This window comes from Clostridium sp. AF34-13, from assembly GCF_003477845.1.
Lineage (GTDB): Bacteria > Bacillota > Clostridia > Lachnospirales > Lachnospiraceae > Butyribacter > Butyribacter intestini.
In genome coordinates, this window is the sequence record NZ_QUEB01000002.1 from 50,869 (window position 1) to 71,696 (window position 20,828).

General features: G+C 36.4%; 23 protein-coding genes. 3 read left to right on the forward strand and 20 right to left on the reverse strand.

Going from position 1 to position 20,828, the window contains the following annotated elements; translation table 11 throughout:
* Positions 1–372: 372 nt before the first annotated feature.
* Both DWZ63_RS02075 and DWZ63_RS02080 read left to right on the forward strand, forming a co-directional pair.
* Complete coding sequence (locus DWZ63_RS02075; RefSeq protein WP_118498520.1) at positions 373–1,002, forward strand: helix-turn-helix transcriptional regulator; 630 nt, start codon at positions 373–375, stop codon at positions 1,000–1,002.
* 86 nt (positions 1,003–1,088) lie between these two features.
* Positions 1,089–2,384: a tyrosine-type recombinase/integrase gene (locus tag DWZ63_RS02080; protein ID WP_118498522.1), complete on the forward strand. Its 1,296-nt coding sequence runs from the start codon at positions 1,089–1,091 to the stop codon at positions 2,382–2,384.
* A 914-nt stretch (positions 2,385–3,298) separates the two neighbouring features.
* On the opposite strand, the gene DWZ63_RS02090 is transcribed toward DWZ63_RS02080, so the two are convergent.
* The 15 genes from DWZ63_RS02090 to DWZ63_RS02160 all read right to left on the reverse strand — a co-directional run bounded on the left by DWZ63_RS02090 (position 3,299) and on the right by DWZ63_RS02160 (position 14,785).
* Positions 3,299–4,135, reverse strand: coding sequence for an alpha/beta hydrolase fold domain-containing protein (locus DWZ63_RS02090; protein ID WP_118498526.1), 837 nt, complete (start codon positions 4,133–4,135; stop codon positions 3,299–3,301).
* 87 nt (positions 4,136–4,222) lie between these two features.
* Positions 4,223–4,672, reverse strand: a complete 450-nt coding sequence (locus DWZ63_RS02095; protein WP_182431416.1) for a GNAT family N-acetyltransferase — start codon at positions 4,670–4,672, stop codon at positions 4,223–4,225.
* 295 nt (positions 4,673–4,967) lie between these two features.
* Positions 4,968–5,729, reverse strand: a complete 762-nt coding sequence (locus tag DWZ63_RS02100) for a nucleoside phosphorylase (RefSeq protein WP_118498530.1) — start codon at positions 5,727–5,729, stop codon at positions 4,968–4,970.
* Positions 5,730–5,823: 94 nt separating this feature from the next.
* On the reverse strand, positions 5,824–6,201 hold the full coding sequence (locus DWZ63_RS02105) for a type II toxin-antitoxin system death-on-curing family toxin (RefSeq protein ID WP_118498531.1): 378 nt from the start codon (positions 6,199–6,201) through the stop codon (positions 5,824–5,826).
* On the reverse strand, positions 6,198–6,440 hold the full coding sequence (locus DWZ63_RS02110) for a type II toxin-antitoxin system Phd/YefM family antitoxin (RefSeq protein ID WP_118498533.1): 243 nt from the start codon (positions 6,438–6,440) through the stop codon (positions 6,198–6,200). The genes DWZ63_RS02105 and DWZ63_RS02110 overlap by 4 nt, the downstream gene beginning before the upstream one ends.
* Before the next feature lie 208 nt (positions 6,441–6,648).
* Positions 6,649–7,461 carry an HAD family hydrolase gene (locus DWZ63_RS02115; RefSeq protein WP_118498535.1) on the reverse strand — a complete coding sequence of 271 codons (813 nt, stop codon included), beginning with the start codon at positions 7,459–7,461 and terminating at the stop codon, positions 6,649–6,651.
* A gap of 430 nt (positions 7,462–7,891) precedes the next feature.
* A complete protein-coding gene (locus DWZ63_RS15600; RefSeq protein ID WP_182431417.1) occupies positions 7,892–8,065 on the reverse strand; it encodes a hypothetical protein in 174 nt (57 codons plus the stop codon).
* A gap of 44 nt (positions 8,066–8,109) precedes the next feature.
* Entirely contained in the window at positions 8,110–8,232 is a 123-nt protein-coding gene (locus DWZ63_RS15885; RefSeq protein ID WP_270392293.1) for a recombinase family protein, read from the reverse strand.
* 324 nt (positions 8,233–8,556) lie between these two features.
* Positions 8,557–9,321, reverse strand: coding sequence for a CPBP family intramembrane glutamic endopeptidase (locus DWZ63_RS02130; protein WP_118498539.1), 765 nt, complete (start codon positions 9,319–9,321; stop codon positions 8,557–8,559).
* A gap of 410 nt (positions 9,322–9,731) precedes the next feature.
* On the reverse strand, positions 9,732–10,211 hold the full coding sequence (rlmH, locus tag DWZ63_RS02135; protein ID WP_055942325.1) for a 23S rRNA (pseudouridine(1915)-N(3))-methyltransferase RlmH: 480 nt from the start codon (positions 10,209–10,211) through the stop codon (positions 9,732–9,734).
* Between the two features lie 24 nt (positions 10,212–10,235).
* Positions 10,236–10,595: a type II toxin-antitoxin system PemK/MazF family toxin gene (locus DWZ63_RS02140; RefSeq protein WP_022013884.1), complete on the reverse strand. Its 360-nt coding sequence runs from the start codon at positions 10,593–10,595 to the stop codon at positions 10,236–10,238.
* Between the two features lie 304 nt (positions 10,596–10,899).
* Positions 10,900–12,081 carry an alanine racemase gene (alr, locus tag DWZ63_RS02145; protein ID WP_347474812.1) on the reverse strand — a complete coding sequence of 394 codons (1,182 nt, stop codon included), beginning with the start codon at positions 12,079–12,081 and terminating at the stop codon, positions 10,900–10,902.
* 44 nt (positions 12,082–12,125) lie between these two features.
* Positions 12,126–13,745: an NAD(P)H-hydrate dehydratase gene (locus tag DWZ63_RS02150; protein ID WP_118498541.1), complete on the reverse strand. Its 1,620-nt coding sequence runs from the start codon at positions 13,743–13,745 to the stop codon at positions 12,126–12,128.
* Between the two features lie 3 nt (positions 13,746–13,748).
* Positions 13,749–14,117, reverse strand: a complete 369-nt coding sequence (gene acpS, locus DWZ63_RS02155) for a holo-ACP synthase (protein ID WP_118498543.1) — start codon at positions 14,115–14,117, stop codon at positions 13,749–13,751.
* The gene (locus DWZ63_RS02160; protein WP_022013888.1) at positions 14,117–14,785 is read right to left on the reverse strand and encodes a hypothetical protein; all 669 of its coding nucleotides are present in this window, start codon (positions 14,783–14,785) and stop codon (positions 14,117–14,119) included. The genes acpS and DWZ63_RS02160 overlap by 1 nt, the downstream gene beginning before the upstream one ends.
* 199 nt (positions 14,786–14,984) lie before the next feature.
* On the opposite strand from DWZ63_RS02160, the gene DWZ63_RS02165 reads away from it, so the two are divergent.
* On the forward strand, positions 14,985–16,211 hold the full coding sequence (locus DWZ63_RS02165; protein WP_055942331.1) for a UDPGP type 1 family protein: 1,227 nt from the start codon (positions 14,985–14,987) through the stop codon (positions 16,209–16,211).
* A gap of 237 nt (positions 16,212–16,448) precedes the next feature.
* On the opposite strand, the gene DWZ63_RS02170 is transcribed toward DWZ63_RS02165, so the two are convergent.
* The 5 genes from DWZ63_RS02170 to yqeK form a co-directional block, all read right to left on the reverse strand.
* The gene (locus DWZ63_RS02170; protein ID WP_118498545.1) at positions 16,449–17,510 is read right to left on the reverse strand and encodes a hypothetical protein; all 1,062 of its coding nucleotides are present in this window, start codon (positions 17,508–17,510) and stop codon (positions 16,449–16,451) included.
* Between the two features lie 109 nt (positions 17,511–17,619).
* Entirely contained in the window at positions 17,620–18,591 is a 972-nt protein-coding gene (gene holA, locus DWZ63_RS02175) for a DNA polymerase III subunit delta (RefSeq protein ID WP_022013891.1), read from the reverse strand.
* 26 nt (positions 18,592–18,617) lie between these two features.
* On the reverse strand, positions 18,618–19,235 hold the full coding sequence (gene lexA / locus DWZ63_RS02180) for a transcriptional repressor LexA (protein ID WP_055942337.1): 618 nt from the start codon (positions 19,233–19,235) through the stop codon (positions 18,618–18,620).
* A 332-nt stretch (positions 19,236–19,567) separates the two neighbouring features.
* On the reverse strand, positions 19,568–19,918 hold the full coding sequence (gene rsfS / locus DWZ63_RS02185) for a ribosome silencing factor (RefSeq protein ID WP_022013893.1): 351 nt from the start codon (positions 19,916–19,918) through the stop codon (positions 19,568–19,570).
* Between the two features lie 237 nt (positions 19,919–20,155).
* Positions 20,156–20,824, reverse strand: a complete 669-nt coding sequence (yqeK, locus tag DWZ63_RS02190; protein WP_243020455.1) for a bis(5'-nucleosyl)-tetraphosphatase (symmetrical) YqeK — start codon at positions 20,822–20,824, stop codon at positions 20,156–20,158.
* Between the last annotated feature and the right edge of the window lie 4 nt (positions 20,825–20,828).

A 20,828-nucleotide genomic window follows, 5' to 3' on the forward strand; every position in this document is an offset into this window, starting at 1 on the left:
TGGTATAATCTGCTTGCGTGTAGGTATATCATGGCTCCGGTCTGATAGAACCTTTTGCGGTTTCTTCGGGAACCGCTTTTTTAAGTTGAACCGTTTCTTGTGACTGCTTTCACATTTCCCTTATCCCTCAAGTCCCTGCCAATTCCGGTATAATCAGCAGCTTCCTCAATAGATAAGGCGATCTTTCTTTGCGTCATATGACCACCTCCTTGTTAATTGCATTATGCAATTTTATTTGTGCTGTCAGTATAGCGTGTTTGCATCTTGTTGTCAAGCATTATGAAATTGCATTTCTTTTCTTTAAATTGCATATTGCAATATACGTTGTTACGTGGTATAGTAATGACATACCGAAAAAGGAGGCACATCAGCATGAAAGATAAAGAACTACGCAAGCTGATCGGCAGCAGGGCAAAACAGCGCCGTCTCGAATTAAATCTGACACAGCCTTATGTCGCAGAGAAGATGGGAGTTACCGCTTCCACAATCCTGCGTTATGAGAATGGTTCGATTGACAATACCAAAAAGATGGTGCTGGAAGGTCTCTCGGAAGCACTTCATGTATCAATCGAATGGCTCAAAGGGGAAACCGATAAATATGAAACTGATATTACGGATAAGAAAGAATTGCAGATTCGTGATGCGATGGGCAACATTCTCAAACAGTTACCTCTTGACCTCAATAAAACAGAAGACGCTTTTTCTAAAGACTTACTGCTGTTAATGTTAAAGCAATATGAACTGTTTCTGGATTCGTTTCAGTTCGCCTGCAAAAATTACAAAGGCAGTACCAAAGATGCGGACATTGCTAAAGTAATGGGATTTGAATCGAAAGATGAATATAATGAGATTATGTTTCTCAGGGAGATCACGCATACTGTCAACGCATTTAACGATATGGCAGATGTGATAAGGCTCTATTCAAAGAAACCGGAAGCAGCCGAACAAAGACTTGCCAATCTTTTATCCGAAGTTATGTATGAGGATTCTGAATCGGTATAGTAAGACAACCGGAGTTGTGATATACTTACACGCAAGAAGCATTTCAACAGTTCCGATTGTCTGATATCGAAAGGAGACATACGATTATGGCAAAAGGATCTGTTAGAAAAAAGGGAAGGAAATGGTACTATCGCTTCTATGTAGAAGATGCAAGCGGTAAAATGGTTCAGAAAGAATATGCTGGAACCGAAAGTAAAAGTGAGACGGAAAAACTTCTCCGCAAAGCACTGGAAGATTACGAAAATAAGAAGTTTGTCGCAAAGGCAGACAGCCTTACGGTAGGAGAGCTTCTGGATATGTGGGCGGAAGAAGAACTGAAAACCGGGACACTCAGCAACGGCACAGTGGAAAATTATCTTGGTGCAATCCGATGTATCAAGAAACACCCGATTGCAGACCGAAAGCTGAAAACAGTTACTGCTGAACATTTACAGGGTTTCCTCGACCTGCTTACATTTGGTGGTGAGTTTCCAGATGGGAAAGTAAGAAAAGGATACAGCAAAGATTATATCCATTCTTTTTCCGCAGTGTTACAGCAGTCTTTCCGTTTTGCAGTATTTCCAAAACAACTAATCAGTTTCAATCCGATGCAATATATCAAGTTGAAACGACAGGCAGAGGAAGTTGACCTCTTTTCCGATGATGAAGTGGAAGAAGGCACACATCCGATTTCGCACGAGGATTACGAGCGACTTATCAAGTATCTGGAAAAGAAAAACCCACCTGCCATTCTGCCGATTCAGATTGCGTATTATGCCGGACTCCGAATCGGGGAAACCTGTGGTCTTACATGGCAGGACATTAACCTTGAGGAACAATGCCTGACCATAAAACGCAGTATCCGCTACGACGGCATGAAACACAAAAACATTATTGGACCAACGAAGCGGAAAAAAGTTAGGATTGTTGATTTTGGCGATACCCTGACTGAAATACTGAAAGCTGCCAGAAAGGAACAACTCAAAAACCGGATGCAGTATGGCGAATTATATCACCGCAATTACTACAAAGAAGTTCATGTGAAAAACAGAGTCTATTATGAATACTATCATCTTGACGTAACACAGGAAGTCCCGGCAGATTACAAAGAAATCTCCTTTGTCTGCTTAAGACCGGATGGCTCTTTGGAACTGCCGAGTACACTCAGCATTGTATGCAGATCAGTGTCAAAGAAACTGGAAGGATTTGAAGATTTCCATTTCCACCAGTTACGTCACACCTACACCAGCAATCTGCTTTCCAATGGGGCTGCACCGAAAGATGTACAGGAACTGTTAGGACACTCTGATGTCAGTACCACAATGAATATTTACGCTCACTCAACAAGAAAAGCAAAACGGGATTCCGCAAGACTTCTTGATAAAGTAGCGAGCAATGCTTAAATACAGAGAACTTGCCACTGGCAACTTCTCTTGCATACTTTGGCATAAAATTTCCCTTATTTCCCTTGCGGATTCCTCACAAGGGCAAAAATAAGGGAAAATACATATCATTTCACTATCTAAGGGGCTGGAAAGCCTGTAAAATAAGGAAAGTTCAGGAAATCTCTCCACAAATTCCGATTTATACATATTCTATCACACATTCATCTTTCCCACAATCACTTATTTTTCACCCATCCACTGAGGAAACTAATCTTCGGACACTATATTTCGTCCTTCCCACCCTCTTATCATACATCATCTGGTATAACACAGATTACCTTCCTCAATGCACCCTCAAAATCTCCCTATAAACAGATGCAATCCCTCACCAGAAACAACCATATCACAAGTAATCACTTACCACTGCTTCTGTTCACCACATCAAAAAATATATCCATTCGTACATTTTCCATCGCAGCTCTGTTTTCCTACAGCAATGTAAACATTGCTGTTTACACCAGAACCACATCTCTGTGCAACCTTGCATCAAAGATACAAGGTTCGCGGGCGCGCTCAGATACTTACGAGCAAACTCGACGCATCTTCACTTTGCCTTCGCGCAAAAGATTGAAAGAGCAGCCAAATCAGCCACTCTTCCTTATGCTTTCTATATCTTTGAAGTTTTAATGTCTCCGCTCCGCTTCGGTCGGTGCAAAACGGACATCCACCGGATGTCCTGCACCCTCATTTGTGGTATGGTTCACCGTAACACCATTTCGGATTTTCATTCCTCAGCGTAATCAGGTACTTTTGCATCCAGTGAGGTTTGATTCCTCAATGGAATTTGTCGTAGTTTACTTTTGTAATACAGTAATCCTCAATGGAATCAAGAAAATTTTGTCCATTGAGGATTACATGTGTAAGTCAAGCTGTTACTTAGTCTTTTTTATAAAATCTTGAATAATAGTTAGAACAGTTTCAGAAAAATATATATTTCCTCCATGTTCGTCCCAATCCTTTATCTCATAATACTCCACGCTGTGATTTTTCTCTTCCAATTTTTCATATAAAGTTCTGCTATTTTCAACAGAAACAACGGGATCGTTTATACAATGAAACATCAATACAGGTGGCAATATTATATCCTCACTAATTAAAGATGTACATGATGCTTTATATGCAATTTCTTCATTTCCCTCAATACTATCAATTCCCAAAAGAACTGTTGATGGGCGAACAGACATCCAAGGTGGTAATGGCTCATTGGAACAAATCAAAATATCAGAGGATGCACTCTCTAAAATAACTCCTTTTACATTCGGCATTTCAATCATTCCACAAGCGTTATGTAACACTGCCATCATAGCTAAATGCCCCCCTGAAGAATGTCCCATAAGGTAAGCTTCTTTTATATCAAACGGAAGGTTAAATTTTGTTATTTTTTCTACAACGCACTCCATCGCATTTTTAATATCCTCTATCTGCGCTGGAAAAATTGCAATATCAGACTCACGAACCTCAATTGATACAATTGCAGCCCCCTTTTTCGCTAACTCTACGAGTTTTGGAATATCATTATACATTTCTTGTTTGTGCCATGCTGCACCAGTAATATAAAAAATAACTGGATATTTCTTTTCAAGTCCTTTTTTACTATATGGCATAATAACTTGCAAATGGCGTTTACAATTTCCATAATCAAAATATTCCCAATTTGGGGAATACAGCCATTCCAAATCATCAAATTTAACTGCTATTTCTTTCTTCATTATGTTCTCCTATATACTTTCACTATACTGCTATTTCAATTTTTAATTCACTGCATACTCTCTTTTACTATTTATTAACCCCAAATATTATAACCAAGTTTCCATTTCTCCTGAATCACCAAATCCAAATTTTTCATATAAATGTCGTCCTGCCGATGATGGCTTTAGTTTTATATTGTGTACCCCTTTATTTTGCAACCATTTAATCAGCTCCGCCATTATCTTTGAAGCATAACCACTTCTCCTCTTTTCCGGAACACAATATATATCAATTATATAGCCATACGTTGGAGTTTTGAAAAAACAAAACGGAACATCTTCTTTGATCACAGCACCTCCGCACGCAATAACAGTATCATTTTCATATATTAAATAATGACAACCTTTCCCATCCTGATATAATTCTTTATATTTCTCATATATCTTTTTTTCAGCATTATCCTGTAATAAAGATATTGAACCTACTTCTATAAACATTTCCATTTTCATTTTAACTACGACATCTAAATCTTTGATTTCAGCTTTTTTTATTTCCATAACAATACTCCAATTTACAGTTTCTATTTGCATTACCATTATCATTCTACCATAAATACCATATTCTTACAACGCACCCCCTTTCATCTCTTGATTACATTTTCTCCATCATAGTCGAATCACAAATGCCAATTTTTCCTCTTTTAAAGCAGAAAAAAGGATGCCTCTTTCGATGCACCCTCCTGTAAACATAAATATTCTGTTAGTTGTCTTTTGAACTTGATACTATAAAAATCAAATTCTATTCTTATGGTTGTATTCTCTATGTTATTTTAAAAGTTTCCTTCCAATATTTCTATTCCGTAATATAGTAAGCCAGTTCAAGAGCAATATCAAAATGTCCTGCATCATGCTGTGTATGCTTTACTTGATCTTTCTTCATCTGTTCATCCCATTTAGGTGCATCTAACAAATCACCACAAGTAAAAAAGAAGTAGGCATTAAGTTTTCTATAATCACATACAGCTTGAACAGCAGCACATTCCATTTCGACAGAAATGCAGCCATCGGCTTTACGTTTTTCAAAATTCGCTCTCGTTTCTCTATGCACCGCATCTGTTGTCCATGTTTTTCCTTTCACATAAGGCAAACCGACTGTTTCCATAAACTTCGCTACTACATCTGCATTTTGGATTTTAATATAATCTGAAGCAGGCGCATAATGATATGAAGTTCCTTCATCACGATAAGCCTCAGTAGGCACCATAACCTTTCCACGTGCAACCTCTTTATTCAAACATCCCGAACCACCAAAAACAACATATTTATCTGTGTTAATAATCGACATAGTATCTTCTATATCTGCCACACATGCCGGTGCTCCAACATAAGACATATATACAGCAAAATACCTATTCTTATACTCAAATCCATAAACAGGATTCACTCCATTAGATGAAAATAAATCTCCAATTTTTTTACACTCAAAATTTTCTAAAACATATTTTAAAATCACATGAGAAAATGTAAGAATGCAGGCATCTACCTTAACCGCATTATCGTTACGATTAACCTTAATTATTTCTTCCGATAAATTATCAAATGTATCTGTTATCATTTTTTAACCTCCAAGCCAGCAAATATTTATATTAATGCTTATTGTATCGTATATTTGTCCGTTGAGTATTACATATATATAATAATCTTATACATTATTTTTGATGACTGATAATCCATTGCAATATATCCTCTGCTCCTATTTTACCAGAGGCTAAATCAAGTATTATATCACTCAATTCCGTTTGCGTGTATGAAAGTTCATAACCATTTAATGCTAAAAATACCAGCATCACATGAGAATCTAAGCGTTTATTTCCATCAATCATAGGATGATTCTTTACAATTCCAAAACAAAGTTGTGCTGCTTTTGCTTGTATACTTGGATATAACTCTTCATCTCCGAATGACTGAAATGGATTAGCAAGTGCTGAATCAAGCATCCCATCATCACGAATACCGTTACTACCGCCAGTAGTCTCAATCAGCCTTTTATGAAGTAAAACGACCTGCCCTTTGCTTAATCTTATCATTTGGCAAGTACCTCATAAGCTTCCATATTCTGCTTAATAAGGCGTTCTGATATAGCAAACACGTCCTCCGTGGATGCTATTTTTTCCTGTTCTGCTTTGCCAAAGTCTATTACAAGATATTTTGGCACATTATTTTTAAGAATAACCGCTGTACCATGTTCGTCAACAACTCGAGCAACCTTTGAAAAATTCTGATTAGCTTCTGTTATAGAAATCATTGTATTTGTATCTACTGTCATAATATACACCTCTCTTTCACTTATATTATATACAAATCATACAATAAATACAAGCTATTTTTATACCTATTATTTCTGTTATTTCAAACCAATAAAACTATATATTCTTCTAAAATGATTAGAAGAAAAGCCATGACAACTTCTCTTCCATACAATTACTATATAATAAACATCATTACCTTGAATAAATTGGAATTTTTACCCGCTTCTATTGTTTATAGTTTGCTTCAAGCCATCTAGCAACACCATCTTCGTCATTCGACAAAATCACCTCTGTTGCAAATTGTTTTAAATCATTATGTGCATTTGCAACAGCATAACTTTTATCAGCCATTTGAAACATGTCTATATCATTTTTTCCATCACCAAACACAATTAGCTTTTCACAATTCAACATGCTTTGTAATTGCTTTATAGCATTTGATTTTGATGCTTCTAACGGCATAATTTCTAACCACTGTTCATTTGTATAAATATCCGTCTGATATACACAATGATATTTATCCTTATATTTATCATACAAAGGCATAAGTTTTTTTGGCTCATCAATACAAGTAATATAAAAAATATTACCCTCTTTCAACTCAGACAATGAATTCACCTCATTTGTTCGAACATCGCCTTTACGGCTTTCGAGGAACATATTCATACCCTCTGTACACATTTTTCGCACAAACGAAAATTTTTCCACATTATCAATGTATGCGTAAACAATGGGATACACATTATTACTAAACAAATCTTCTAGTACTGAATGTACTGAATCATCAAAATAATTAGCAATTAATATTTTTTCCGTAATATTATCAATCACAAATGCTCCGTTATATACAATCAACGGAATTTTTGCATTTATTCCTTCGGTCACTTTTTTAGCTGTAACTAAAGAACGTGCCGTAGCATAGGAAAAAATCATCCCTTCTTCCACCAACGAATTGATTACTTGATTTGTGTATTTAGAGGTTACTTCGCTACTTCTCAATAATGTCCCATCTAAATCTGAAACATACAAATTACTCATGCATTTTCCTCCGTCAAATATCGATTTACATTTTCTTTTATCATTCTAACACTACTACCATATTCTCACAATCCCCCTGCTTCATCTCCTTGTTACCTGATTGCTTTTTTTCCATCATAGTCGAATCACAAATGCCAATTCTTCCTCTTTCAAGGCAGAAAAAAAGGATGCCTCTTTCGAAGCACCCTCCTGTAAACATAAATATTCTGTTAGTTGCCTGTTGAACTTGATACTGATTGTATCAACTGACCTTGTTTTGCGGTCTATCGTTATTTCCTCTATCATCAAATGCATTAGTGTTCTTACTTCCTCGACCTTGCTTTTTTCAATGATTGGTTTAATCAGCTTTAATATAGTTTTGACCTGTTCAATAGAATAGCTACATTTTGTATTTTTACTAATCTGTTCTCTGGCAGAATACAAATTCTTTTTATATTATCGCTGATTTCCCCTCTATATTATATTGCTTGCGTACCTCAAATACTTCTTTTCCGTCTGCTGTTCCTATTACTGTAGTCTCCACATTAAATTTAAATTCATCCATTGCGTTTTCCTTTGCTTTCCACATTTCCATTATCCATTCCTGTCCTTCTGATTTTTCCATCTTCTTGACTTTCAGTCAAGAAGCATCCCTCGCTTTCAGCTCGGTCAATCAAGAATCATCAGTCTGATACCGTTATCCTTGAACCATTGCAACTCCGCTTTTATATCTGCTTTATTTCTAGACAGACGATCTAGGCTCATGATGTATAGTGTGTCACCTCTACGCAATACAAACCGCCCTTTTAATACCTAATATCCTCCTCTCTCTAAGTCTTTACCTGATTGCTTATCAGTAACAATGTTTTCTTCTGGAACATACTTTACCAACTCCACCAGTTGTCTATCTAAATTTTGTTCTGTTTATGATACTCTAGCATAGCCAAATATTCTTCCCTGTGATATTTCACTCACGGTTCACATTCTCCTTCCTTAAAAATATGAAAAAGGATAAAGAACATATCGCTCTTTATCCTTTTTATAATATTATGTGTTTTATGTATCTAATTTTACTATAAATGTTCTTCATGTCAACAAACTGGAATTGATCACTCTCTAAAGAACTGACACATCGGTTGCTTTTTTATTCCGCTCTCTAATCGAAAGAACAGTTGCCATTACTATAATAATTATTTTACAAGCATAAGATACATTTTGATTACCACCTACTACTAATTGTGAGAAAACATTGATTAACGAATGTGTCATCACACATATCCACAAACTGTTTGTCTTTATAAATAAAGCGGATAAAATAAAGCAATTAGTCAACAATCCAAACAAAAATCCAAACACCTGTACTTGTGGCAATGTTCCTTCAATGTAGAAATAAGAAAAATGCCATATTCCCCATACAGCAAAAGTAATTATCGTTGATGTGATATAATTATGGCGTTCCTGTAAAACAGGTTGAAAAACATATCTCCATCCTACCTCTTCAATTCCACCAAATATGATTGCTTTAAAAAATAGAACAAGTGGAATATACCACGCACTTAGCACTAATTTTCCATTAAACACAACATAGCAAAAATCCAATAACAAGAATAAAAGCACAAATAAATAACTGCAAAATTTTTGTTTTACAGCGAAAAAATCTTTCAGTATTTTCTTTATACTGTATTTTTTGTACTTTTCTGCGATAATAGTGCCCCACAGAGCAGATGAAACTCCTCCAATCCCAATAGCAACCATTCCAACAAGAGTCGTATAATCTACAATCATACCACTACTACGCAATATAAATACTATAATACATATCATCCATATTTGCCCCAAAGTTCCTATCAAATAAAGGGCAATTGCTTTATTTCGGCTCAAAAATATCACCTACAACTTTCGATTTGTACATATTCTATCATACATTTATCTTTCCAACAATCACTTATTTTTCACCCCATCCACTGAGGAAACTAATCTTCAGACACTATATCTTGTCATTCCCACTCTCTCATCATACATCATCTGGTATAACACAGATTACCTTCCTCAATGCACCTTCAAAATCTCCCTATAAACAGATGCAATCCCTCACCAGAAACAACCACATCACAAGTAATCACTTATCCTCACTTGCGTCAATCCCATCAAAACGTATATCAGCTATTACATTTTTCAGCAAACCCCCGTTTCACACCCATTTACAGCCACATTCCTGTAAAAAAATTGGAAGAGTAACCAAATCAGCCACTCTTCCTTATACTTTCTATATCTTTGAAGTTTTAATTTTCTCATTTGTGGTATGGTTCCCCTGCATTTATCCTATATGCCCTGTATATCTGCTCCAGCAGAACCACCCTCATAAGCTGATGCGGAAATGTCATTTTTGAAAAACTCAACAATTCGTTTGATTTTTTTAGTATATCTTTATCTATCCCTATTGAGCCGCCTATTATAAAAATAATATGACTTACCCCGTTTATCCCAAGCTTGTCTATCTTGTCCGCAAATTCCTCTGATGAATATTGTTTTCCCTGTATGGCAAGTGAGATAACATATGCCCCGTCTTTTATGTATTTTGTGAGTCTTTCCCCTTCTTTTGCCCTTATTATATCTTCCTCATGCTCACTGGCATTATCCGGTGTCTTTTCATCTGCAACCTCTATTATTTCCAGTTTGCAATACCTGCCAAGCCGCTTTTTATATTCATCTATTGCCATTGTAAAGTATTTTTCTTTTATCTTTCCTACCGTCAGAAGTGTTATTTTCATCGTTCCCTCTTTTCCTTGTTTTGATTATCTTAAGCATCCTTCCTCAAGTGCAAGGCTTATGCAAAGTGCATGATTTATCCTCTCAAGTATCTCATCATCGAGATGGCAGACCTTTTCACGCAATCTTGATTTATCTATAGTCCTTATCTGTTCAAGCAATATCACTGAGTCTTTGATTATGTCATACCTGTTCACCTCAAGTGCTATGTGTGTCGGCAGTTTTGCCTTGTTCATTCTCGATGTTATTGCCGCACATATAACTGTCGGACTGTGTTTGTTTCCCATATCATTCTGTATTATAAGCACAGGGCGTATCCCTCCCTGCTCTGAACCCACTACCGGTCTTAAATCTGCAAAATATATATCTCCCCGCTTTATATTCAAAATTTTCACGCTCCTATCACAATAATCTGGAATTGACTGAGCAGCTTTAAGAGTTGTTTCTTCATTGAAATCCAAAAAGACAAACTCTATCAATCGCTCTTAAACTGGATTTGACTTAGCAGTTCTGAAAACATTTCCTGACTTAACATCAATAAAATGTACTCTTACAACTGCTCATAATCCGGAATTGCATTTTATGTAATTCTTTATGCATCCTATAGTGTTATTTCTTTCCATCTTTATCGTTTTTATACATATGTATCTTTAAAAAGCATGAATTTTTTACTATAGCCAGAGACTTATTCTAATACTCCGGATAAAAATCTTTTGTCGCAACTACTTTTCCGCCTCTGTAATACACTCTCGGTATTCTTTTTCCTATGTCGCAAACAAATTCATAATTAAATGAATATGACATATCTGCCACTTCTTCTATTGATATGTACTCATCTTTGTCCCTGCCGACAAGAGTTACCTCATCGCCCTGTTTTATATCAGGCTGGCTGCTTATATCTACCATAAACTGATCCATGCATATTCTTCCAATTATCGGAAAACTTTTTCCCTTTATAAGAACTCTGCCCCTGTTTGACAATACTCTTGAATAACCGTCAGCATATCCTACCGGTATCGTTGCCACTACCGTTTCACCGGTTGTCGTATATGTACCGCCATAACCTATCTCTACTCCGGCTTTAAGTGTCTTTACAAATGACACATACGATTTTATCTCCATCGCCGGTGTTAGATTTAATTTTGTTTTGTCTACTTCCTCAGACGGATACATTCCATATACACATATTCCGTCTCTTACCATATCGAGGTTTACTTCCGGCTTTTCTATTATTCCGGCACTGTTTGACACATGTTTTACAGGTATTTTAATGCCTGCATCTTCTATTCTTTTAACAAAATCCATATATCTCTCAAACTGCTTCATGGCTTTTGTCTTATCTTTTTCATCCATTGTCGCAAAATGCGTAAAACAGCCCTCGATTTCTATTCCGGGAAGCTCTGCTATCTTTTTTATAACCGCAAGACTTTCATCGTCCTGCTTAAATCCTATCCTGCTCATTCCGGTATCCAGTTTTATATGAACTTTAGCTTTTTTCCCCATTTTTTCTGCCGTATCCGACATTTTTTTTGCCATATCATACTCAAATACCGCTGTTGCTATATCATATTTTATCATTGCACTGTAAAGAGGTGCCGGCGTATATCCAAGTATAAGTATAGGTTTATTTATGCCTGCCTGCCTTAACTCTATTCCTTCCTCTAGTATGGCAACACCGTATGCATCCGCAACATCCTCTAATGTTTGTGCGACCATGACAGCTCCGTGACCGTATGCATCTGCTTTTATTATAGCCATGAGTTTTGTTCCGGGTTTTGTAAGTGCTTTTGCATTTACAACATTTTCATGTATCGCATCAAGGTCTATATCAACTTTCACTCTGTAGTATTCTTTTATTTTATTCGTACTCATTTTAATCCTCATTTCTCAGTTTTATTTACCATAATCTCCACTATCTACCTAGGCATTACATCCTGAAGCATATCTATTATATCAGATGCCGTCATACTGTACCTGCTTTTTGTCTCAGTGTATTTTTCTGCCGTCAGTCCGTGAACATATACCCCAAATGCAGCAGCAAGTGCCGGCTTCATTTTTATGTCCTGTGCCGCAATGCCTGCTATTATGCCACTTAATACATCGCCTGAACCGCCTGTTGCAAGTGCATTATTTCCTGATGTATTTATATATATCTTTCCGTCCGGTATGTTTCTTCCCTCACCGACAACTGTTCTCGCATCTTTTAAGACTATGTTACATTCAGCCTGTGCCATTGCATAGTACGGCATATCATTTTTTATCTCATCCGTTGTCTTCCCTGCAAGTCTGCTCATTTCTTTTAAATGCGGTGTCAATATAAAGTTTGTTCCAAGATTACCGAGGTCATGCTCTTTATTTTCTATAAATTCAGCTAAAATATTTAGTCCGTCGGCATCTATGACAACAGTTTTGTCTTTCACTTTTAATATGCGTTTTACAAGCAACTTTGCTTTAATACTTTTTCCAAGTCCCGGACCTATCACAATAACATCAGCCCAGCCGATTGCCTCTTCTACCTCTTTTTTAGGTGTAAAATCTATGCCATCCTCAAATTCTTCATCATAGCTTCCCACTATAGCTTCAGGCAGTTTTGTCTTTAATATCTGCATATTTTCTTTTGCCGTAAGTACTCTCACCAGACCACATCCTGCTCTATAGGCTGCTGCGGCACTGAAATAACAGGCTCCGCACATTGCCTCGCATCCCGCTATCACAAGAACTTTGCCGTAGCTTCCCTTATTTGTCCGCATTTTTCTCTGTGGCAGCATACAGTAAAGGTCATTTTTTTCAAATGTATATGCTTTTGGTGACACGCTTTCTACTGCTTTATCCGGAAAACCTATGTCTTTAACCTTTATCTCGCCTGAATACACTGCACCCGGAAACAGCAACATTCCTCTTTTTAAATTTCCAAATGTAACTGTCATGTCTGCTTTTACAGCTGTTCCAAGTATTTTCCCGCCTGTGGCATCTACTCCCGACGAAATATCAACAGAAACAATATAAGAATTGCTGCCGTTTATTTTCTCTATAATTTCTCTATATTCACCTGTTATCTCTCTTGACAAACCAATTCCAAAAATGGCATCTACTATAATATCATATTCATTTTTTTTCATGTCCGTGACAAAAGAAATCCCAAGATTTTTTGCTATTTCAAGCTGTTTTTTCATTTCTTCACTTGCGTGTTCAATATTTCCTACAAGCTTTATCGCAGTTTTTATCCCGTCATGTTCTAACATTCTTGCTGCCGCTACTCCATCGGCTCCGTTATTTCCCATTCCTGCAACTACAAGTATTTTTGAATTAACATTTTTTAGTTCCGCAGATTTTTTGCACCTTTGCGAATTCAAAAAATTATCTTCTGTTTTTCTCTTAACACAGGCATTAGCAGACAATTCTCCATATACCTTTTCAATCTCCTCTACAACACCAAGTGCAGCTCTCTCCATCAGTACAAGTGACGGAATACCAATCTCATTTATCGAAATATTATCTATCTGCTTTGCTTCTCTTGCATCAGTTATATATCTCATGTCTTAATCCCCCTCTGCTACCGCATATGCCATTGCCAATTTATCCGTATCACTCAATGATATGTGAATTTTTGTTATGCCTTTTTCTTTTACAATTTTTTCTGCTTTTTCGGAAAGATTTACATATGGTTTTCCTTTTTCATCTCTGAGTATCTCAATATCTTCAGGCATACAATTTAAAAAGCCGGTTCCAAAAGCTTTTGCTACTGCTTCTTTTCCGGCAAAATTAGTGGCAGCACAACTCTTTCTTCTTTTTATAAGTTCTCTTTCTGCCTCTGTATAATATTTATTTAAAAAACTATGTTTTTCACAACTTTTAAGCACACGCCCAACTTCAACAATATCTGTCCCGACACCAATAATCTTACTCATTATTTTTTACTTGAAATGTTTTCTTCTACATTTCCCTTCCATACATGATTGTTTTTATCAAAAATTTCTACTATCTGTGCTCCAAGAAGATTATGCATATATTTATACAACTCCGTATTTCGCATCTCCTTGTCCTGCTTGGCAAGAATCCTGTTTTTTAGTTCTTCTCTTGCCGCATTTATCCACGCATCGAGTTCCTCTATAACGGCTGTATTTTCCGTAAGTTCCCTGTAACATACATCCATGCAGGCAATGAGCAGCTCTTTATTTGCAATCTGTATCTCTGCCGGAAGCTGTCTTTGTAGCTGCTGTGCCTCGGCTGTCTTTTGGTTTATCTCATCAATCATCTTCTGATTTGCATCCTGCTTTTTATTTCTCAGCTCTGCGTCAGGCTCATGCCCATCCGTCATATTGTTTACAATATTTTCCATGACGACTTTCTTGGCTTTCTCATATTCCTTTAAATCATTTGAGGACTGTCCCTGCTGCTTGATAAGATCAAGAAGATGTTCTTCAAGTTTTTTTATTTTATCAGTTTTTCTAAAGTCCGGAAATAACTCATGCCACTTTGGGTCTAATACCAACACAGGAATCTGTTTATTCTTAAGTGCATCTAAATAAAAGTAAGTCATATCCTTGCTCTGTTTCTTTTTCTTTCTGCCAAACATTAAAATCTTCCTCCCGAAGTAAAACGGACATTCGCAATCCGCTTCGCTGCTTGCTCATTAACGCAGTCGCTTTATTTTTAATTATATTCCGTCACTTAACATAAGTCAATTGCATAGTTGTTCATTTTTATGTATAATAGTAACTGTAACAATGTAAATTGGAACAAATTCTTAAACTACGGAGAAAGGACAAAAATTTATGAACTTTGAAAATGCAAAAAACAAACTTAAAGAATATGCACAGGAACACATTCTTGACTATTATGATGAATTAAATGACTCACAAAAAGAGGCTCTCTTAAAACAAATTGACGAGACTGATTTTTCAGTTACCTCTAAAGTAATAAATGGTAAAGCCGAGGATAAAAGAGGAGTTATAACACCTATAAAAGCTATGACGCTGACTGAAATCAATGCTTCAAAAGAACATTTTAAATCACTAGGTCTTGAAGCTATCCGTGCCGGCAAAGTCAGTGCAGTTCTCTTAGCGGGCGGTATGGGAACAAGACTTGGTTCGGACAACCCAAAAGGTATGTATGACATAGGTATCACAAAACCGGTCTATATTTTTCAGCGTATTATCAGAAATCTTCTTGATGTTGTTGACGAAGCCGGTGTATGGATTCACCTCTTTATTATGACAAGTGATAAAAATCATGAAGCGACAACTTCGTTCTTTAAAGAACAAAATTACTTTACCTACAACCCTGATTATATTCATTTTTTCAAGCAGGATATGGCACCTGCCGCAACTTATGAAGGCAAGGTATATATGGAAGCAAAGGATAAGATTGCCACTTCCCCTAATGGAAATGGCGGTTGGTTCTCATCTATGCAAAATGCGGGAATTGTCGATATAATCCACAAAGAAAATATCGAGTGGATTAATGTTTTTGCTGTTGATAATGTTCTCCAGCGTATTGCTGACCCATGCTTTATCGGTGCAACTATAGACCAGAAATGCACTGTCGGTGCAAAAGTTGTAAGGAAAGCAGACCCCGACGAAAAAGTCGGTGTTATGTGCCTTGAGGATGGACGACCATCTATCGTCGAATACTATGAGCAGACAGAAGAACTTCGCAACACAAAAGATGAAAACGGTGACCCTGCATATAACTTTGGCGTTATTCTCAATTATCTTTTCCACGAACCTGAACTTGAGGAGATATGCAACAACGAACTCCCACTTCATATCGTAGAAAAGAAAATACCTTATATGAATGAAAACGGTGAATTTATCAAACCTGAATCTCCAAACGGATATAAGTTTGAAACTCTTATCCTTGATATGATTCATATGCTTGATACTTGTCTTCCGTTTGAGGTTGAAAGAAATAAAGAATTTGCACCTATCAAAAATAAAACAGGTGTCGATTCCATCGAAAGTGCAAGAAAACTTCTTAAGGAAAACGGCATAGAACTGTAAACTATCCATATAATATACGATGTTTATAACAAAAGCTATTATGTATCACACTGATACATAATCGTTTTTGTCAAAAACTTTTTACCAAATACAATTATGTGTTAGAAATATAGTTGAATTTGTAACAAAAAATATATTTTCAAAAAGAAAATTTAAAATTTATGAAATAAAAAGAACAGGACTTATAATGACATATTTTGAATCCTGTTCTTTTTTCTTTACTTGTTGATTTTTAATCTACTCAGCATCCTCAACAAAATGAGAATTGAAAAATTCTTCTGTCAGCATCTCAATAAATGAAACATTTAAATCCGGATACTTCTTTATAAGGATTGATCTGATATGTGCCATAACTATAAGGTCATTCTCCTCATCTGAAACAGAATCGTCAATCCACTTTTCCACTCTCTCTTTAGTAATATTTTCTTCAAGCCATTTATTTAACTCTTCTGTAAGGATTTCTTCCTCCGGAATCTGAAGTTTAATCTTCTTCGACTTGACTACTGAAACAACTCCCATAACTATAAATCCGACAAATAATGCCGCTATGACACAAAATACAAATATGTTGTAATCAATAGCGATAATATCAAGTTTACATAATGTAAGATATGCTATACCTAGAATACCGAATATGATAAATGTAATCCCTGAAAATTTAACATCCTTATACTCATCTTCTTTTTTTACATATGCCTTTGACGGTGTATATAAGATGTCCGCCGTATCTTCTTCTATCTCATCGTCAGTGATGACATTATCGTGAAGATCGTCCTCCTCAACAAGTTTTTCATCATCTTCACTCTCATCCTTGTTTATATCCCATTGCTGTTCTGTTTCATCAGCCTGAGTATCAGCATCTATTGCACTCTCCATATCCGTACCAGAGGACTCCTCTGTCTGGTCGAAATCGGCATTTTCTGTTCCATCAACTGAAACATCTTCTGAGTCCTGCTGTGCATATGCTTCTTCCTGTGCTTTCTTTAAAGCCTCCTGTTTCTGCTTTTCCTTGTCTTCCTCTAATGCAAGCTGAAAACCTTTAAACAGTTTTTCAACCTGCTTTTCATATCTTGATGGCACGGTCACTATAGTAATTCCGTCCCTTATGACTTTCTTAGCATTTTCAATCTTTGAATATCCGAGATACTCGATAAAATTTTCTGCCATTTCATCATCTTTTAAATCACAGATCTCAACTACATCAAAGTCATCCGCTGTACCTTCAACAAGTTTTTCACCGCAATCTGCACATACTGTTATACCGTCACGGTATTCAGTTTTACATTTTGGACACCACATCGTTTTTCCTCCTGGTTTTTGCTTTGTAATTGATATAATGTTATCATACAGCCACAAAAATGACAAGCTGGTAAGCCTCTTTATCACACAATTATCACAAAATCAAAAACTATCTGCTTACAAGTCCGACTATCAAAAGCTCTACACCTATCTGGTCATCTAATATTCCTGTCTTAAACTTCTGCTCCGTGTCAAGACTGCTCTCTAATGCATTTTTAAGCTGTTCTCTTTTAAAACCTGCTGCCTGTCTCTGATAATTGCCGACAAAATAAGGTGAAATACCAATCTTTGCTGCTATCTCATTCTTTGCTGCTCCTCCTAGTGAACTTATCTGAAGAAGTATATTAAAATGTCTTATGAGCATATACAAAATATAAGATGGAGCTTCTTTTAACTCAATCAGTTCATTATACAATTTCAAAGCCTTATCTGCATCTGATGCACCGACCGCATCCACCATCTGAAAAATATGATTTTGGAGAAATGCAGGACATATCTCGTCTATATCGGCAATCGTCACTTCCTGCCTGTCTCCTGTATATGCAACAAGCTTGTCAATCTCATTTGAGAGACTGTAAAGATTATTGTCCACTCTTTGCAAAAAATACTCCATCGTCTGTCTGGTGAACACTTTCCCGGCATCTTTTAATCTTCTCGCCGCCCAGTTTAATGTCTCCTGTGCGTCCTTAAGTTTAATCTCAGCAGCTATTCCGTTTTTGTTTACATATTTATATAACTTGTTTCTCTTGTCGATCTCTTTTTCAACAAAAATAATAATCGTACTGTCAGGCATATGCTCAAGATAATCAGCAAAATCATTTGATGTTTTAAAAAGACCACTGTCCTGAATAACAATAAGCCTGTAATCACTGAAAAACGGCAATGTATCGGCTATGGACTGTACCTCACTTAAATCAATGCCTCTATTTTCAAATTTTGAAAAATTCATCTCATCACTGTTTTCCAGAATAAAATGCTTAAGATTTTCCCTGTAATTTTTTTTGAGCAATTCTTCACTGCCGTAAAGAAGATACAGATTGTGAAACTTCCTCTGCTTTATGTCATCCTTAATACGATTCATATAAGTTCTCCAAAAATAGTGTTAAATCAATGATATGTTCTAAATAAACCTACTACTTTTCCAAGTATATCGACATTGTCTACGATAATGGGATCCATAGTATCATTTTCAGGCTGAAGTCTGAAATGACCGTCCTCTTTATAAAATGTCTTAACCGTGGCTGAATCATCGACAAGTGCCACTACAAGCTCACCGTTTTCTGCAACACTCTGCTTATGAACAAGCACCTTATCTCCATCGAAGATACCTGCATTTATCATACTCTCACCACGGACATTTAAGATAAACGCTTCTCCCTTTGGCATATCTCCCGGAAGTACAGGCATATATCCCTCTATATTCTGCTCCGCAAAGATAGGCTCTCCTGCTGCCACTGAACCAATGATAGGAACATTTATGAGTTCTCTCCTCACCAGATTAAAGTCATCATCAATAATCTCAATGGCTCTTGGCTTTGTAGGGTCTTTCCTGATAAAACCGTTTTTCTCCAATGTCTCAAGATGAGAATGAACCGAGGATGTAGATTTGAGATTGACCGCCTCACAAATTTCACGAACTGCAGGCGGATATCCCTTATTTATAATCTCTGATTTGATAAAGTCTAATATTTCTTTCTGCTTTGCAGATATTCTTTCTTTTGCCATAACACTGCCCTCCCGAATATATATTGTAATTTTGTATATTTTATCATATTTGCAAGGCATTGTCAAACATATGTTCAAAGAATTTTCTATAAAAAGTAACAGTTCAGCCATAAAAAGATAATTGGCAATACAATGAGCTTGTTCATTGTATTGTTAAGTACCTTTTTATGGTAGAATAGCCTTTCATTTCTGAAATGAGTAAACATAAGCTGCAAAGCAGCGACTGACAGCTCGCTGGCAGGTTTATGAATGTAAGAAATGCAAGGATGAACTGTTTCTATAAAAAATGCCCTCAAATATGAGAGCATTTTTCACATACTAAACTATAACCATCACAACTCCTCAGGTGTGATAATCTTTCCGTCAGACCAGATTCTTTCAAGGTCATAAAAAAGCCTGTCCTCCCTGTTAAACACATGAACGACAACATCACCGAAATCGAGCAGAACCCATGAACTGTTCTTGTCACCCTCCATCCTCTTCATCACATATCCTGCCTTGTGGAGATTCTCCTCAACATTTCTCACAAGTGCCTGTATCTGTGTAGAGCTTGAACCGCTTGCAACCACAAAATAATCTGCCATGATTGAAATCTCGGAAATATCAATTATCTTAATATCTTCGCCTTTCTTCTCATCAAGTGCATCAAAAACAATCTTTGCCATCTCTCTCTGTTTTGTCATATATTCTCTCCTTATTTTTATATACTGCTATAGGTATTTGCGAAACTATCATAAATCTTGATTAGATTGTGTAAATATAAACAATAATGTTAGCAGTGCACTTCTGTCACCGTCAGCACTTAATCAGCGTTTTTTGCTGATTTATGTACTGCTACGAGTGACAGGTAGCAAAAGCGTGCCTGCGTTATTATTTGTTTATATTTACACAATCAGCACAACATATAATCAGTTTTGCAATCACTTAATACCTTTTTCATCATGAATTTTTTTATAATATTTATAGGCCTCAACTGAATGTTCATCAATCTCTTTTTCTTTGCCTGCTTCACTTTTCTTTTCATCACTCAGATAAGACAATGTGTTTTTAAGTATAAGATATACGGCTTCGTCAAGGTCAACAAATGCCATGCTTCTTATAAGCTTAAAGTTTGGAAGTATCTTTCTGCCAGGCTCTATATAATCTGCCGTAAACACAATGGCTTCAAGAACCGACATAACAGGCTTTCCTGTCGTGTGGTATCTGACTGCCGAACATATCTCATCATTGTCTATTCCGTATTTTTCTTTTACATAATATGCACCGAGTTTTGCATGGAGCAGATATCCGTTTCTTTTCTCCGTCTCACTACATTCTATACCATATTTTTTACATTTTTCGATAAGCTCATCATCAGTCATGTATTTTGCACAGTCATGCAACAGCCCTGCCATTGCCGCGTCATCAACATTTAGACCATAACGCATTGCCATTGCCGCTGCAGTATAGCTTACACCTATCGTATGTGCATATCTTTTTTCAGATAATCTCTTTTTTAGTTTTTCCTGAATTTTTATATATTCATCTTTCATCCCTATACACCCGTCTTTCAGTCTTTCATCCTTATTCCGTTTACTTCTGTATATCAAAGCC